Source organism: Actinomadura sp. NPDC000600, assembly GCF_040492135.1.
Classification (GTDB): Bacteria; Actinomycetota; Actinomycetes; order Streptosporangiales; family Streptosporangiaceae; genus Spirillospora.
Genome location: NZ_JBEUPD010000006.1, coordinates 204,440 through 218,367 on the forward strand (window position 1 = coordinate 204,440; position 13,928 = coordinate 218,367).

Annotated in this window: 10 protein-coding genes, 1 tRNA gene and 1 pseudogene; 7 read left to right on the top strand and 5 right to left on the bottom strand. The window is 71.8% G+C overall.

Features of this window, described 5'->3' with window-relative positions:
* The first annotated feature begins 8 nt into the window (after positions 1 to 8).
* Positions 9 to 899: a polysaccharide deacetylase family protein gene (locus ABWI07_RS11770; protein WP_149260466.1), complete on the top strand. Its 891-nt coding sequence runs from the start codon at positions 9 to 11 to the stop codon at positions 897 to 899.
* A gap of 30 nt (positions 900 to 929) precedes the next feature.
* Here ABWI07_RS11770 and ABWI07_RS11775 read toward each other — a convergent pair whose 3' ends face one another.
* Together ABWI07_RS11775 and ABWI07_RS11780 are read right to left on the bottom strand one after the other, a co-directional pair.
* Positions 930 to 3,683 carry a helix-turn-helix transcriptional regulator gene (locus tag ABWI07_RS11775; protein WP_353818520.1) on the bottom strand — a complete coding sequence of 918 codons (2,754 nt, stop codon included), beginning with the start codon at positions 3,681 to 3,683 and terminating at the stop codon, positions 930 to 932.
* Between the two features lie 964 nt (positions 3,684 to 4,647).
* Entirely contained in the window at positions 4,648 to 5,640 is a 993-nt protein-coding gene (locus ABWI07_RS11780; protein ID WP_353818521.1) for a helix-turn-helix transcriptional regulator, read from the bottom strand.
* Between the two features lie 95 nt (positions 5,641 to 5,735).
* Here ABWI07_RS11780 and ABWI07_RS11785 point away from each other — a divergent pair, with 95 nt between their 5' ends.
* Positions 5,736 to 6,134, top strand: coding sequence for a VOC family protein (locus ABWI07_RS11785; RefSeq protein ID WP_353818522.1), 399 nt, complete (start codon positions 5,736 to 5,738; stop codon positions 6,132 to 6,134).
* A gap of 121 nt (positions 6,135 to 6,255) precedes the next feature.
* Here the strand turns inward: ABWI07_RS11785 and ABWI07_RS11790 are convergent.
* A tRNA-Gly gene (locus tag ABWI07_RS11790) sits at positions 6,256 to 6,329 on the bottom strand.
* Positions 6,330 to 6,411: 82 nt separating this feature from the next.
* On the opposite strand from ABWI07_RS11790, the gene dcd reads away from it, so the two are divergent.
* From dcd to ABWI07_RS11810, 4 genes and pseudogenes are all read left to right on the top strand, one after another.
* Positions 6,412 to 6,987 (top strand): dCTP deaminase, encoded by a 576-nt coding sequence (gene dcd / locus ABWI07_RS11795; RefSeq protein WP_141579376.1) that lies wholly within the window; start codon positions 6,412 to 6,414, stop codon positions 6,985 to 6,987.
* A gap of 182 nt (positions 6,988 to 7,169) precedes the next feature.
* Positions 7,170 to 8,429 carry a quaternary amine ABC transporter ATP-binding protein gene (locus ABWI07_RS11800; RefSeq protein ID WP_353818523.1) on the top strand — a complete coding sequence of 420 codons (1,260 nt, stop codon included), beginning with the start codon at positions 7,170 to 7,172 and terminating at the stop codon, positions 8,427 to 8,429.
* 163 nt (positions 8,430 to 8,592) lie between these two features.
* Positions 8,593 to 9,333 (top strand): annotated as a pseudogene (locus ABWI07_RS11805) (ABC transporter permease); the annotation flags it as partial.
* 48 nt (positions 9,334 to 9,381) lie between these two features.
* The gene (locus ABWI07_RS11810) at positions 9,382 to 10,269 is read left to right on the top strand and encodes a glycine betaine ABC transporter substrate-binding protein (RefSeq protein WP_353818525.1); all 888 of its coding nucleotides are present in this window, start codon (positions 9,382 to 9,384) and stop codon (positions 10,267 to 10,269) included.
* Between the two features lie 51 nt (positions 10,270 to 10,320).
* Here the strand turns inward: ABWI07_RS11810 and ABWI07_RS11815 are convergent, their stop codons facing one another.
* The gene (locus ABWI07_RS11815; protein ID WP_149260476.1) at positions 10,321 to 11,058 is read right to left on the bottom strand and encodes a ZIP family metal transporter; all 738 of its coding nucleotides are present in this window, start codon (positions 11,056 to 11,058) and stop codon (positions 10,321 to 10,323) included.
* Positions 11,059 to 11,187: 129 nt separating this feature from the next.
* Entirely contained in the window at positions 11,188 to 11,958 is a 771-nt protein-coding gene (locus ABWI07_RS11820) for a hypothetical protein (protein WP_353818526.1), read from the bottom strand.
* A 154-nt stretch (positions 11,959 to 12,112) separates the two neighbouring features.
* On the opposite strand from ABWI07_RS11820, the gene ABWI07_RS11825 reads away from it, so the two are divergent.
* Positions 12,113 to 13,927, top strand: coding sequence for a BTAD domain-containing putative transcriptional regulator (locus ABWI07_RS11825; RefSeq protein WP_353818527.1), 1,815 nt, complete (start codon positions 12,113 to 12,115; stop codon positions 13,925 to 13,927).
* Position 13,928 lies beyond the last annotated feature (1 nt).

Genomic DNA, 13,928 nt, shown 5'->3' on the forward strand with positions numbered 1-13,928 from the left:
AGTCTCACATGGCCGAACAACAGCCCTGGCATTGGGACGAGCAGACCTGGCGCGGCCACGTGGCGCGGGTCCGCGCCGGCCGCTCCCTGCACCCCGCCTCCTGGCCCGGCGGCGCCCGCGTCGCCGTCGCGCTCTCCTTCGACTCCGACCACGAGACGATCCACCTGCGCGGCGGCGAGACCAGTCCGGGCAGACTCGCCCAGGGGGAGTACGGCTCCCGCGTCGGCGCCCCCCGGGTGCTTCGCCTGCTGGACCGCTTCGGCATCCCGGCCTCGTTCTTCATGCCGGCGGTCTCGGCACTTCTGCACCCAGGAGAGGTCCGTGACTACGTCGCCGCGGGCCACGAGGTCGCCATGCACGGCTGGATCCACGAGAGCAACGCGCTGCTGGACCCCGCCGACGAGCGCGAGCTGGCCCTGCGCGCCGCCGACACCCTGGAGAAGCTCGCGGGCACCCGCCCCGTCGGCATCCGCACTCCGGCGTGGGACTTCTCCGACCACACCCTGGCCATAACGCGTGAGCTGGGCCTGCTCTACGACTCCTCCCTCATGGCCGACGACGAGCCCTACGAACTGCTGGCCGACGGCGAGCCGACCGGAGTCGTGGAGATCCCGGTCGAGTGGATCAGGGACGACGTGCCGTACCTGCTGCTGGAGCACGGCGGCATGCTGCGGGCCTGCCCGCCGCCGCGGGACGTGGCGGGGATCTGGCGCGACGAGTTCGACGCCGCGCTCGAGGAGGGCGGACTGTTCCAGCTCACCATGCACCCGCACGTCATCGGCCACCGCTCCCGCATGGCCGTACTACGCGAACTGCTGGAGCACATCGACGCGCAGCAGGGCGTCTGGTACGCCACCCACGCCCAGGTCGCCCAATACGTCCTGGAGCAGGCTTCATAAGCCCGGCGTGCGTCCGGTCGCGCCGTGCCGTCAGCCCGCCGGGGCGCCATCGGGCAGCGCGTTCCGGAGCTGCTGGCGGGAGGTGATCTCAAGCTTGCTGAACACCTTGCCCAGGTGGTACTCGACGGTCCGCGGGCTGAGGAACAGCTGGGCGGCGATCTCCGGATTGGACAGGCCGCCCCGGGCCAGCTGCGCGATCTGGGCCTCCTGGGGAGTGAGCTGGTCGCGCGTGGCGGCGGCGCGCCTGCGGACGGTCTCGCCGGTGGCCAGCAGCTCGCGGCGGGTCCGCTCGGCGAACGCCTCCATGCCGATCGCGGTGAACATGTCGTGCGCGGTGCGCAACCGCGCCCGCGCGTCGGCCCGCCGCCCCTCGCGCCGCAGCCATTCGCCGTAGAGCAGGTGCGCCCGGGCGAGTTCGGTGCGGAAGCCGGTGCGGCTCAGCCGATCGACCGCCTCGAGATGGCAGCGCTCGGCGTCCTCGCCGTCGCTCACCAGCGCCCGGGACCGCGCGTAGATCCCCTGCGCCCAATCGCCCTGGCTGATGCCGGTCGCCTCGGCGAGCCGGCTGAGCGCCTCCAGCGCCGGCCGGGGCTCCCCGGCCCTGCCGGCCGCCTCGATCAGCTCGACGAGCGCCCACACGGAGACATGCAGATCAGGTTGTCGAGCGGCGGCCTGCGCGTAGGCCATCGCCTTGTCGTAGTGGCCGAGCCCGTTGTACAGGATGGCGGACACCCACTGCGCATGCTGGACGCCCGTCCCCTGCCGCGCGGTCCGGGCCTCCACGATCACGCTCTCGATCAGCGGAACGGCCTCGGCCTCCACCCCCCGGTATCCGGCGAGCGACACCGCCCCGTAGGGCACCATCCGGGAGCCCGTCGCCGCCGCGATCGCCTCCCCCTCCGCGATCAGCGCAGCCGCCTCCGTGAGCTCGCCGCTCCAGACCATGACGGAGGTCTGCGCGTTCGCCCAGATCACCAGTTGGCCGAGCAGCCCCGCCTCGCGGGCGCCCCGGAAGCCGCGGCTTATGATCGTCCGCCAGTTCGCCTCGTCCCAGGCCAGTGCCGCGATGGCCGCGGCCATCGGGCTCCACCGCTGGTCCTCCGCGAAGCTGATCTTCTCGTCGCCGAAGGCCCGCAGGGCCCGGCTCAACCGGGGCGCCGCCTGAGCGCGCCCGTCGATGATCAGGGCGGTCACCCCGTCGAGCAGCAGATCGGACGGGCGGGGCTCGGCGGGCGGCGGCACCGACCGCGCGGCCAGGGAGATCCGTTCGAGATCGTCGGCGCCCGCGAACTCCCCGGCGAACATCGCCGCGTACCAAGCGTCCAGGTACGTCTCGCGCGCGAGCGCGGTGTCCAGCGGCTCGAGCCGCTGGGCCGCCTTCGCCAGGAGTGCCGGAGCTTCACCGCCCACATCGGAGGCGAACGCCATGTGCCCGCGCAGCAGGGCGGCCCGGGCCTGCTGGAGTTCGTCCAGCGGGCCCGCCGCCGCCATGGCGAGCAGCTCCGTCGCCGCCTCGAAAGCGCCTGCCTGGAGGTTCGCCTGCGCGGCCGCGAGCGCACGCTCGGACCTCGGCGCGGGCTCGCCCGTCAGCTCGGCCGCGCGCTGCAGGAACGCGGCCGAGGCCGCCATGCCGCCCCGGGCCTCCGCCCGGCCCGCGCAGCGTTCCAGCTCCGCGGCCACCTCGTCGTCGACTCCCGGCACCGCCGCCGCCAGGTGCCACGCGCGCCGGTCCAGGTCGCGGTCGCGATCGGTCACCTCGGCCAGCGCCCGGTGCGCGGCGCGTCGCTCCGACAGCGTCGCCGCCGAGTACACGGCGGACCGCACCAGCGGATGCCGGAACCGCACCCGCATCCCGATCTCGAGCAGGCCGTCGGTCTGCGCGGCCTCCGCGGCGGACGCGGGGAGCCCGAGCCGCTCGGCCGCACGCCACACCAGCGTCGGATCGCCCGCCGGCTCGGCCGCCGCCACCAGCATCAGCGACCGCGTGTCGGCGGGGAGCCGCTCCAGCCGGCGGCGGAAGCCGTCCTCGATCCGCGCCGGGACCGCCCGCACACCGACCAGCCCGAACCCGCCCGCCAGCTGGGCGGGGTCCAGCCCGCGCGGCAACTCGAGCAGCGCCAGCGGATTGCCGTTCGTCACGGCCAGGATGCGTTCCTGAACCGGCTCGTCGAGACGGAACCGGACCACCGACCGCAGCAGCATGCGGGCCTCCCGGTCGGGCAGTCCCCCAACCTCCAGGTCCGCCAGCCCCCGGAACTGCTCGCCCGGGTCGCGCGCGGCGAAGACCAGACCCACCGGCTCGGCCAGCAGCCGGCGCGCCGCGAACAGCAGCGCCTGCGCCGACGCCCGGTCCAGCCATTGCGCGTCATCGATCACGCAGAGGAGCGGCTGTTCCTCCGCCGCCTCCGACAGGAGGGTCAGCACCGCCAGTGCGACCATGAACCGGTCCGGTACGCCCCCTTCACGCAGCCCGAACGCGACCCCCAGGGCGTCGCGCTGAGGGCCCGGCAGGCCTTCCAGCCGGTCAAGGAGCGGCATGCACAGCTGATGGAGGCCGGCGAAAGCCAGCTCCATCTCCGATTCCACGCCACCCGCGCGGGCGACCCGCATGTCCGCCGCGGCCTCGACCAGGTATTGCAGCAGCGCCGACTTCCCCACGCCCGCCTCGCCGCGCACCACCAGCGCCCGCCCGCGGCCGGACCGCAGATCCTTCACCAGGCCGTCGAGCGCGGCGCGCTCCCGCTGCCGGTTCAACAGCTTGGACGCCCCAAACCCAGTCCTCATGCCCATCTCCGCCGCAATTCAGCACGAGCCACCCGGCCGCGACCACCCCGGACACCGGGCGCCGGCGGCGAGTTCAGAAGCCTGACGCACTGTTTCCTCGGCCGCCGGAAGTGACTCTGAGTGAACATCGAACATCCATCTGCGATCGTCAATAGAACGTTCCACGAAAGAACGTTCCATCGCGATTTATACCACGCCGACCCGGACTCATTTCGCTAGAACCGCGATCGGATCGAGCACCGCATGGCCCTGCGCAGCGGAGACGGCCCTGCCGCGACCTGCTCCCCCGCTCGCCCGTCCCGCCTCCACAGAAAGTCGAGAAAGCACGCGCCTGATCCAAATAGCGCAGGGACGCCGACCTGGTTGCCGCCCTCCTTCGGGGCAACCCGCGGAAGCCGTGCAGCGGCATCAAACCGCCACATCTGCAAAGCGGCCCTCGCCTCAAAAAGCATCACAACGCCCGTGAGTCAAATGGCTTCAGGAAGTCCGCTCCATACTCGTGCGGCAGGTATTCACACGGCCACCGTCTCCGCTCTCAATCACTTGGTCACGGTCTCGTAGGGTCAGGCTTCGAGCCCGGTAAGCAGGCGCGCGCCCTGCCCGGTCGCCTCCACTGCCGGCTCAGCAGCGCGGCAGACCGCCCCGATCTGCTCAGCGGTCAGCGGTCCATCGGGAACGTCCACACAGTGGTGCTCGACACCGCAGCTTGGACCGTGCCCCTCTCGCGTGTACAAGCTGATCGAACTCGTCACGCACGATGCCCGGTGGCCGGTTCCCCGGCGGATCACGGTAATAGTGGCCGCCCATCCACAGCAACGGCAGGATCTCGTTCCACGGCGGCCCCGCATCGGGCGCTCCTCTGCCCTTGGTGCGCATGGCTTCGCTCCCGCCGACGACGCCCGGACCACCGCGGGCCGGACAAGATCAACCAAGCACGCCCTCCCGGCACGACCAGTCCGCCGGATCAGACGGTGGGCGGGCGGCGGGCCCCTTCTGCCAGCCGGTCGGCGAGGCCGAGGACGAGGGCGCGGAGCTCGTCCGGGCGCTCGATGGCGAAGGGGCGGTCGAGCGAAGCGAGGAGCGCGGGCAGCCAGTCGAGCCGTTCGGCCCGCATCTCGACGCGGTGCCAGCGCTCGGCCGCCGGGTCGTCCGCGTCGGCGGGTCCGTCCACGGTCGCGATGGATGCGGGGAAGCGCGCGCGGATCTGCTCGACCGTCCCGTGGATGCGCAAGGTCACCTCGTGCCGGTAGGGCGCCGCGGCGAACCCGGACAGGACGCGTTCCGCCGGGCCCGGCCCGGCGGGCGTCTCGAACGAGCCGGGCAGGGTGCGGGCGTCCGTGATGCGGTCGAGGCGGAAGGTGCGGTTCTCGCCGACCCCGGTGTCCTCGCCGGTCACGTACCAGCGGCCCGAATGGCTGACGATTCCGTACGGGTGCAGGGTGCGGTCGGTGCGGCGGCCCTCCCGGTCGCCGTACCGGAACGAGACCGGACGGCGGTGGCGCACGGCGTCGGCGAGCGTGAGCAGGGTTCCGGTGTCCGGCGCGGCGGTCCGGTCGGACGGCCGGGTGAACGCGAGCGACTCCTGGACGGCGTCGAGCCGGCGGGCGAGGGCCGGGGGGAGCACCCGCCGGATCTTCGCCGCCGCCGTCTCGCTCGCGGTTCCGGCCGCGGCGCCGAGGCCCGCGCGCCGTCCGGCGACCAGGCCGAGCAGCACGGCGAGCGCCTCGTCGTCGTTGAGCATCAGCGGCGGCAGCCGGTGCCCGCGGGCGAGGCGGTACCCGCCGTAGCGGCCGCGCACCGCCTCGACGGGCACGCCGAGGTCGAGCAGCTGGTCGACGTACCGCCGGACGGTCCGGCCCTCGACGCCGAGCCGGTCGGCGAGCTCGGCGATCGTCCGGGTGCCGCCGGACTGGAGCAGTTCGAGGAGGGTGAGCACGCGGCCGGTCGGTCGGGACATGGTGCCGAGCCTATGGCGAATAGTGGACCGATTCTGTCCACTATCCCCTCTAACGTGCGAAGCACCACGGCACCGCGAACCCAGGAGGAACCGCCATGGACTTCGTTTCGATCCGCGTCATCACCGAGGACGTCGCCCGCCTCGTCGAGTTCTACGAGAAGGTCACCGGCGTGCGGGCGGACTGGGCCACCGAGGACTTCGCCGAGATCCGCACCCGCCACGCGACCCTGGCGATCGCGAGCACCCGCACCGTCCCGCTGTTCGCGCCGGGCTCGTCCCGGCCCGCCGACAACCACAGCGTGATCATCGAGTTCCTCGTCGACGACGTGGACCGGGTGCACGCGAACCTGACCGGGTACGTCGGCGAGTTCGTCACCGAGCCGACCACGATGCCGTGGGGCAACCGGGCGCTGCTGTTCCGCGACCCCGACGGCAACCTCGTCAACTTCTTCACCCCCGTAACCCCGGAAGCGATCGCCAAGTTCGGCCGCTGATCCGGGCCCACCAGGCGCACAGTCGTGCAAGCCCGAGCGATCGGGCACGTAGCGGGCACGGTGGCCGGGGAACGAAAGAGGCCCAGCGTCAGTGATGAGTCACTGGCCTGAGCCTTCGTGGTGGAGCGGGTGACGGGAATCGAACCCGCGCTGTCAGCTTGGGAAGCTGAAGTTCTACCATTGAACTACACCCGCGTCGGGCGGCCTTGACGGTGCCCGTGCCTTGGTTACTGTACCGGATCGCCGGTGGGGGCGTGGCGTGGGATAGCTTTCTGGGGTGCTGCTCTCCGATCGCGATATCAGGGCCGAGCTCGAGTCCGGGCGGGTCAAGATCGACCCGTACGAGCCGGTCATGGTCCAGCCGTCCAGTGTGGACGTTCGACTGGACCGGTACTTCCGGGTGTTCGAGAACCACCGGTATCCGCACATCGATCCCGCTGTGGAGCAGCCGGATCTGACGCGGCTGGTCGAGGTGGACGCCGAGGAGGCGTTCGTGCTGCATCCCGGGGAGTTCGTGCTGGCCTCGACGTACGAGGTGTTCGGGCTGCCCGAGGATCTCGCGGCGCGGCTGGAGGGGAAGAGCTCGCTCGGGCGGCTGGGGCTGCTCACGCACTCGACGGCGGGGTGGATCGATCCGGGGTTCAGCGGGCACGTGACGCTGGAGCTGTCGAACGTGGCGACGCTGCCGATCAAGTTGTGGCCGGGGATGAAGATCGGGCAGATGTGCCTGTTCCGGACGAGCTCGCCGGCGGAGTACCCCTACGGGTCGGCGAAGTACGGGTCGCGGTACCAGGACCAGCGGGGGCCGACGCCCTCGCGGTCGTACCAGAACTTTCACCGGACGAAAGTGTAGTCGCTTCGTTACCCGAACGTGACGCAAGTCACCAAAAGATGAAACATGTTCTCTGGACGGGTAGTTTCGGGCGACGCACAGGCATGGCGTTCGGTTGACACCCTCTTTACCTGAGGGCCGGGTGCCTGCACGGACGAGGCGACCCGTTTCCGCGCACCGGCGTGGGAACCCGGAAGGAGATCGTGTCAGTACTCCGCGCGGAAAGCGTCACCAAGCTCTTCGGCCGCAGGACGGCCGAGGCACAGCGGAAACTCAAGGCGGGCGCTGATCTGTCGGCGATCCGCGACCTCGGGGTCACACCGGCGGTGGTGGACGCCACGTTCGAGGTCCGGCAGGGCGAGATCTTCGTGGTCATGGGCCTGTCGGGGTCGGGGAAGTCGACCCTCATCCGGACGCTGAACGGACTGCTCGGGGTCACGTCCGGAAGTGTCGAGATCGACGGCCAGGACATCGCCGAGCTGCCGCCGAAGGCGCTGCGCGCGCTCCGGCAGCACAAGATCAGCATGGTCTTCCAGCACTTCGCGCTGTTCCCCCATCGGACGGTCCTGGCCAACGCGGCGTACGGGCTCGAGGTCCGCGGCGTTCCCAGGGAGGAACGAGAGAGGACCGCCCGGGAGTTCCTGGCGCTGGTGGGTCTCGAAGGCTGGGAGAGCAAGGTCCCCGGTGAGCTGTCGGGCGGGATGAAGCAGCGGGTGGGGCTCGCCCGCGCGCTCGCCTCGGGTACCGACATCATCCTGATGGACGAGGCGTTCAGCGCCCTGGACCCGCTGATCCGCCGGGAGGTCCAGGACCTGCTGCTCGATCTGCAGAGCCGGTTCGGCAAGACGATCGTCTTCATCACCCACGACCTGAACGAGGCCATGCGCATCGGCGACCGCATCGCGGTGATGCGGGAGGGGCGGATCGTGCAGATCGGGACGGCCGAGGAGATCCTCACCGACCCGGCCAACGACTACGTCGCCCAGTTCGTCGCGGATGTGGACCGTACCAGAGTGCTGACGGCGGCCTCGGTGATGGAGAAGCCGCTGGTCACGGTGCCGGCATCGACCGGACCGCGGACGGCCCTCAGGACGATGCGCGAGCACCAGACCTCGGCGGCGTTCGTGGTCGGGCGGGACCGCAAGCTCGTCGGACGGGTGCGGGCGACGGTCATCGCGGACGCGGTGCAGGAGAACGTCCAGACGCTCGACGGCCTGATCGACCCGGAGGACCCGGCGCCGGTCGCGCCGGACACCCCGGTCGCCGACCTGTTCGTGCGGGTCGCCGAGAGCGACCTGCCGGTGCCGGTGGCGGACGAGAAGGGGACGCTTCTCGGCGTGATCCCCCGGGTAACGCTGCTGGCGGCGCTCGGCGCGATCCACTCCCACGTGGAGGAGATGGTCGAGGAGGACGAGCCGGAACTGGCGCTGACGAAGGAGGGTGGCAGCGGTGACGACGACTGACGCGGCGGTGAAGCTGCCCCGGGTGCCGGTCGGCGAGTGGTTCGACGGCCTGGTGAGCTGGTGCACCGACAACCTGTCGTGGCTGTTCGACGGGATCGGCTCGGCGATCGAGGCGGCGGTGGACGGGCTGACGAGCGTCCTGACGGTCCTGCCGCCGCTGGGGCTGACGCTGGTGCTGGCACTGATCGCGCTGGTGGTGAGCGGCTGGAGGCTCGCCCTGTTCACGGTCCTCGGGTTCGCGCTGGTCGACAGCATGGAGCTGTGGGAGCCCGCGATGGACTCGCTGGCCCTGGTGCTCGTGTCGGCGCTGGTGTCGACGGTGGTGGCGATCCCGATCGGCATCGCGGCGGCGCGCAGCGACATGGTGAGCCGGATCGTCCGCCCGGTCCTCGACTTCATGCAGACGATGCCGGCGTTCGTGTACCTGATTCCGGCGATCTTCTTCTTCAGCATCGGCTCGGTGCCCGGCGTGGTGGCGACGGTGATCTTCGCGATGCCGCCGGGAGTGCGGCTGACCGAGCTCGGCATCCGCGGCGTGGACCCGGAGATGGTCGAGGCGGGCGAGGCGTTCGGCACGCCGCCGGGCCGGATCCTGACCCGGATCCAGATCCCGCTCGCGATGCCGTCGATCATGGCGGGCGTCAACCAGCTGATCATGCTGTCGCTGTCCATGGTCGTCATCGCGGGCATGGTCGGGGCGGGCGGCCTCGGCGGCGAGGTGCTGGAGGGCATCAACCGGGTGGACGTCGCCAAGGGCTTCGAGGGCGGGATCGCGGTCGTGGTCCTCGCCATCTACCTGGACCGCCTGACCGGGGCGCTGGGCGATGGCCCGAGCATGATGCGCGCGCTGTTCACCCGCCCCCGCGCCGGCGAGGCCGCGATGGCCGGCGTCGGCGGCAACTGACTTCCGCTCCCCCCACATAACCCCCTGTAAGCGAACGAAAGGATGGGCATGCGCTTCAAGTTGAAGGGCCTGACGGTCGCCGCGCTGACGCTGACGCTCGGTCTGAGCGCCACGGCGTGCGGTGATTCCGACTCCGGCGGGGGTGGGAAGGACAAGGAGATCACCATCGGCATGGTCGCGGGCTGGGCCGAGGGTGAGGCCGCCACGGCCCTGTGGAAGCGGCTCCTCACCGACAAGGGCTACAAGGTGGACGTCAAGACCCTCGACACCGGCCCGCTCTACGCGGGCATGGCGAAGGGCGACGTCGACCTCTTCGTGGACGCCTGGCTCCCGGGCACGCACGAGGACTACTGGAAGCAGTACGGCGACAAGCTGGAGAAGGTCGGCGCCTGGTACGACTCGGCGCCGCTGACGATCGCGGTCCCGAACTACTCCCCGCTGAAGACGCTCGACGACCTGAAGGGCAAGGGCGGCGCGTACGGCGGCAAGATCGTCGGCATCGAGAAGAGCTCCGGCCTGTACCGGGTGTCGCAGGAGAAGATGCTCCCCGCGTACGGCCTGAAGGACGAGTACAAGGTGACGACGTCCTCGACGGCGGCGATGCTGACCGAGCTCAAGAAGGCGATCGACGCGAAGAAGGACATCGTCGTCACGCTGTGGCGCCCGCACTGGGCGTACTCGAAGTACCCCATCCGCGACCTGCAGGACCCGAAGGGCGCGATGGGCAAGCCGGACGGCATCTACACCGTCGCCCGTGAGGACTTCGGCAAGGACCAGCCCGAGGTCACCGGCTGGCTGAAGAAGTTCAAGATGGACGACAAGCAGCTCGGCGCCCTCGAGGACCTGATGGAGAACCAGTACAAGGGCAAGCCGGACCAGGCGGTCGACGAGTGGCTCAAGACGAACCAGAGCTACGCCACCTCGCTGACCGGCTGACGCCGGGAACGTTCCCAGAGAGGGCCGTCCGGGTTTCCGGGCGGTCCTCTCTCAGCTCGCGAGCCCGACGCTGAACAGGACGGCGGCCAGCCCGAGCCCGGTGGCGGCCAGGGTCATGATCCGCGGATGGACGCTGTGCGCCTCGGGCAGGATCTCGGCGGCGGCCAGGTAGAGCAGGACTCCTGCGAAGACGCCGAGGTAGGGGCCGAGGACGGCGTCCGGGACGGTCGCCAGCATGCCGATGGCCGCCCCGGCGACCGGGGCGGCGGCGTCGGCGAGCAGCAGCAGGACGGCGGGGCGCCGGTCGCCGCGGTACAGCGAGGCGGCGGTGAAGGTGTTGAAGCCGTCCGCGAAGTCGTGGGTGACGACGGCGAGCGCCACGAAGACCCCCGTCTCGGTCCCGGTCTGGAAGCCGAAGCCGATGCTCAGGCCGTCCACCAGGCTGTGCACGACGAGCGCGAGCGCGGCGAGCAGCCCGCCGGAGCCGGAGCCGTGGACGTGCGCGTGCGGGGCGTACTCCTCCTCGTGGGCGCGGTGGATCGCCACCGCCTGCTCGACGACGTGCAGCAGCACGAACCCCGCCGCGAAGCCGATCATCGGGGCGGGGACGCCGAACGGGCGGTGCCGGGTCAGCTCCAGCGACTCGGGGATCAGGTCGAACGCGACGACGCCGAGCATCAGCCCGCCGGCCAGGCCGAGGACGAGGTGCCGGTGGTCGCGGACCCGCATCGCCGTGAGGCCGCCCGCGAGCGTCATCAGGAACGCGAGGACGGACACGAGCACGGCCATCCCTGGGTTTTACCAGCGCGCCGACCGCCCCAATCCCCCTCCGGGCGGCGGGGGCGGACCCGCCGGCGGGATGCCGCCGTCCGCTCGCCGGTCGCGCCCCGCCGCGCGATGCTCCGAGCGGACGGCGGGTCAGTTCAGCGCGTCGGCGTCGACGACGGTCTTCGCCGGCGGCCGCCGGACGTCCACCGGCTGGTCGTAGGCGAGGAAGTCGACCTGGTTCCCCGCGCCGCCGTCGAGCCGCAGCACGTAGGGCTCACCGCGCGTGGCCACGTGGATCTTGTCCCCGGTCGAGGCGACCAGCGCCACGGTGGGGATGCCGCCGACCGTCCCGGTCGTGCCCTTCTTCCAGCCGTCCAGCTCCTTCACGGCCTCGGTGAGCAGGGCCGACCGGTCCGTGAAGAGCGCGATCTCCTTGAACTCGCGGTTCTTGACGGTCGTCCTGAGGTGCTTGCCGGACAGCAGCTGCACCGCGGGCTTCCCGCCGATCGACTTCCAGAACGCGTCGTCGCCCTTGAAGTAGAGGTCCTTGCCGATCCTGGTGATCTGGATGTTCTGGGCCCCCATCCCGAACGATCCGGTCGCCTTCGCCTTCCCCGCGTAGCGGAAGTCGAGCGCGTACTTCTCGCCCTCCTCCTCGACCTGCCCCCGCATCCGCAGCGACTTCGCCGACGCTGTCGCCTTGCGTGCGCGGCTCAGGATCTCGGCCGGGTTCAGCTTCTCCACCCCGTTGGGGATCGCGGAGGCGGGCGTGGGAGGGCCGGAGCGCGCGGCCGGCGTGGACGCCGCCTTCGCCGTCTCCTTGTTCTCGGCCGGGCCGCAGCCCACGGCGAACGCCACCGTGAGCAGGAGCGCGGCCGACAGGCCCGGCGCGCGGCCGGCCCGCAGTCGGTGATGAGACACCCCGTAGTCCTTTCGCTATTTCTTCACGGGGCAATCGCCCCCGTTGTCCGAAAAGAGACTGCTTGATGCCGTTGTCGAACCGCTGTCGTTATGCTGCCGTCACTGCGCCCGGGCTGCGGAACGACTGCGCAGGCGCCGATGACGAGGAGCGGGGGTGGTCGCGCTGCCGGGCGAGGGGTCCGCTCTGCGCTTCGAGATCCTGGGCCGGCCGGCTGCGTGGCGGGACGGCCGGGAACTCGACCTGGGCCCGGGCAAGCAGCGTGCGGTGCTCGCCGTCCTGCTGCTGTCGCCCAACCGGGCGGTGTCGACGGCTTCGATCGTGGCGGCGGTCTGGGGCGACGAGCCTCCCGACAACGGCGCGAACGTCGTCCAGAAGTACGTGGCCGGTCTGCGCCGCGTGCTGGAGCCCGAGCGCTCGCCCCGTACTCCGGGGCGTCTGCTGAGGCTGACCGGTGCCGGCTACGCGTTGAACGTCCCGCCCGACGGTCTGGACGCCGAGGTGTTCCAGGACCAAGTGAAGGAGGCCCAGGCCGCGCGGGCCGCGGGCGACGCGGGGCGGGCCGAGGCCCTGCTGCACGAGGCGCTGGCCATGTGGCGCGGCCCGGCGCTGGCCGGGCTGAACGGCCAGTTCTTCGACGCGGCGCGGGACCGCCTGGAGGAGGAGCGGGCGGCGGCGCTGGAGGCGAGCGCCGAAGTCGGGCTCGACCTGGGGCGGCACGCGCAGCTGGTGCCCGAGCTGATCCGGCTGGTCGCCGAGTTCCCCCTCCGGGAGGGGCTGCGCTACCTGCTGATGCTCGCCCTCTACCGGTGCGGCAGGCAGGCGGAGGCCCTGGCCGCCTACCGGGACGCCCGCGCCTACTTCGCCGAGGAGTTCGGCGTCGAGCCGGGCGAACGGCTCCAGAGCCTGCATCTGGGCATCCTGCGTTCCGATCCGGCGCTGGCCTCACCGCCCGCGCGCGAGCCGGAGGGGGCGGGCGATCCCCCGCCCGAACCGCCGACCGACGATCTTCCCGCGCGCCCCGGAGACGACGACGTGTCACCGCCGGCCGCGCACGCCGTGCCCTCGTTCGCTCCGCCCGACTCGCCGGCCGTACCCGCCCGGGCCGAGGGGAGCGCCGCGCCGCTCCCGCCCCCCTTCCTCCCGGCGTCCGCCCCGGCCCATCCGCCCGTGTACGGCCCCCCGCCCGTCGGCGTCATACCGGCGGACCACGGTCGCCCCGCGCACGCCGCATGGGCGGCGCCCCGGAGACGGCGCTTCCCGTGGGGGCGGATCATCCTGGTGACCGTCCCGATGCTCAGCTTCGGAGCCGCCACCTGGGCCCTGATCGGGTACTTCGCTGGACGGCGCAGGAGCCTCGCGCTCGGGCTGATGGCGTTCGCCTACCTGGTGATGACGGTGGTCTTCTTCACCGGCGTCGAGATCACCGACCCGGACCACCCCGGATGGTGGGACCTCCCGCTGACCCTCTCGCTGCTGGGCACGACGTTCGGGGGCTCTCTCCAGCTGGCCCTCCTCACGGCCGAACCGGCGTCGTCCGGGCCCCACGGCGCGGGCCCGACCGCGCTCGACGTCGAGCTGATCGAGCGCAGGGTCCGCCGGGAGCAGGCCCGCTCGCTGGCGGCGCACCACCCGGCGGTCGCCCGGATGCTCGGCATCGGACGCCCCGACCTGCCCCGCGCGTTCGACGACGGGGGCCTGGTCGACGTGAACTCGGCGCCGGAGCACCTGCTGGCCACGCTGCCCGGCCTGGACCCCTACCACGCGAAGCTGGTCGTGCTGGCCCGGACGGCGCACGGCCCCCTGAGCACCGTCGACGACCTCGCCACCCGGCACATCCTCCCGTACCAGGCGGTGTACGCCCTGCGCGACGTGCTCGTCGCGCTCCCGCCGGCCGCGGCGGGGGAACCGGACGCGCCGGCGGACGGCGCGGCGCCCCCAGGCCCGCCTCCCGGCACCTGGACCCGGTGAC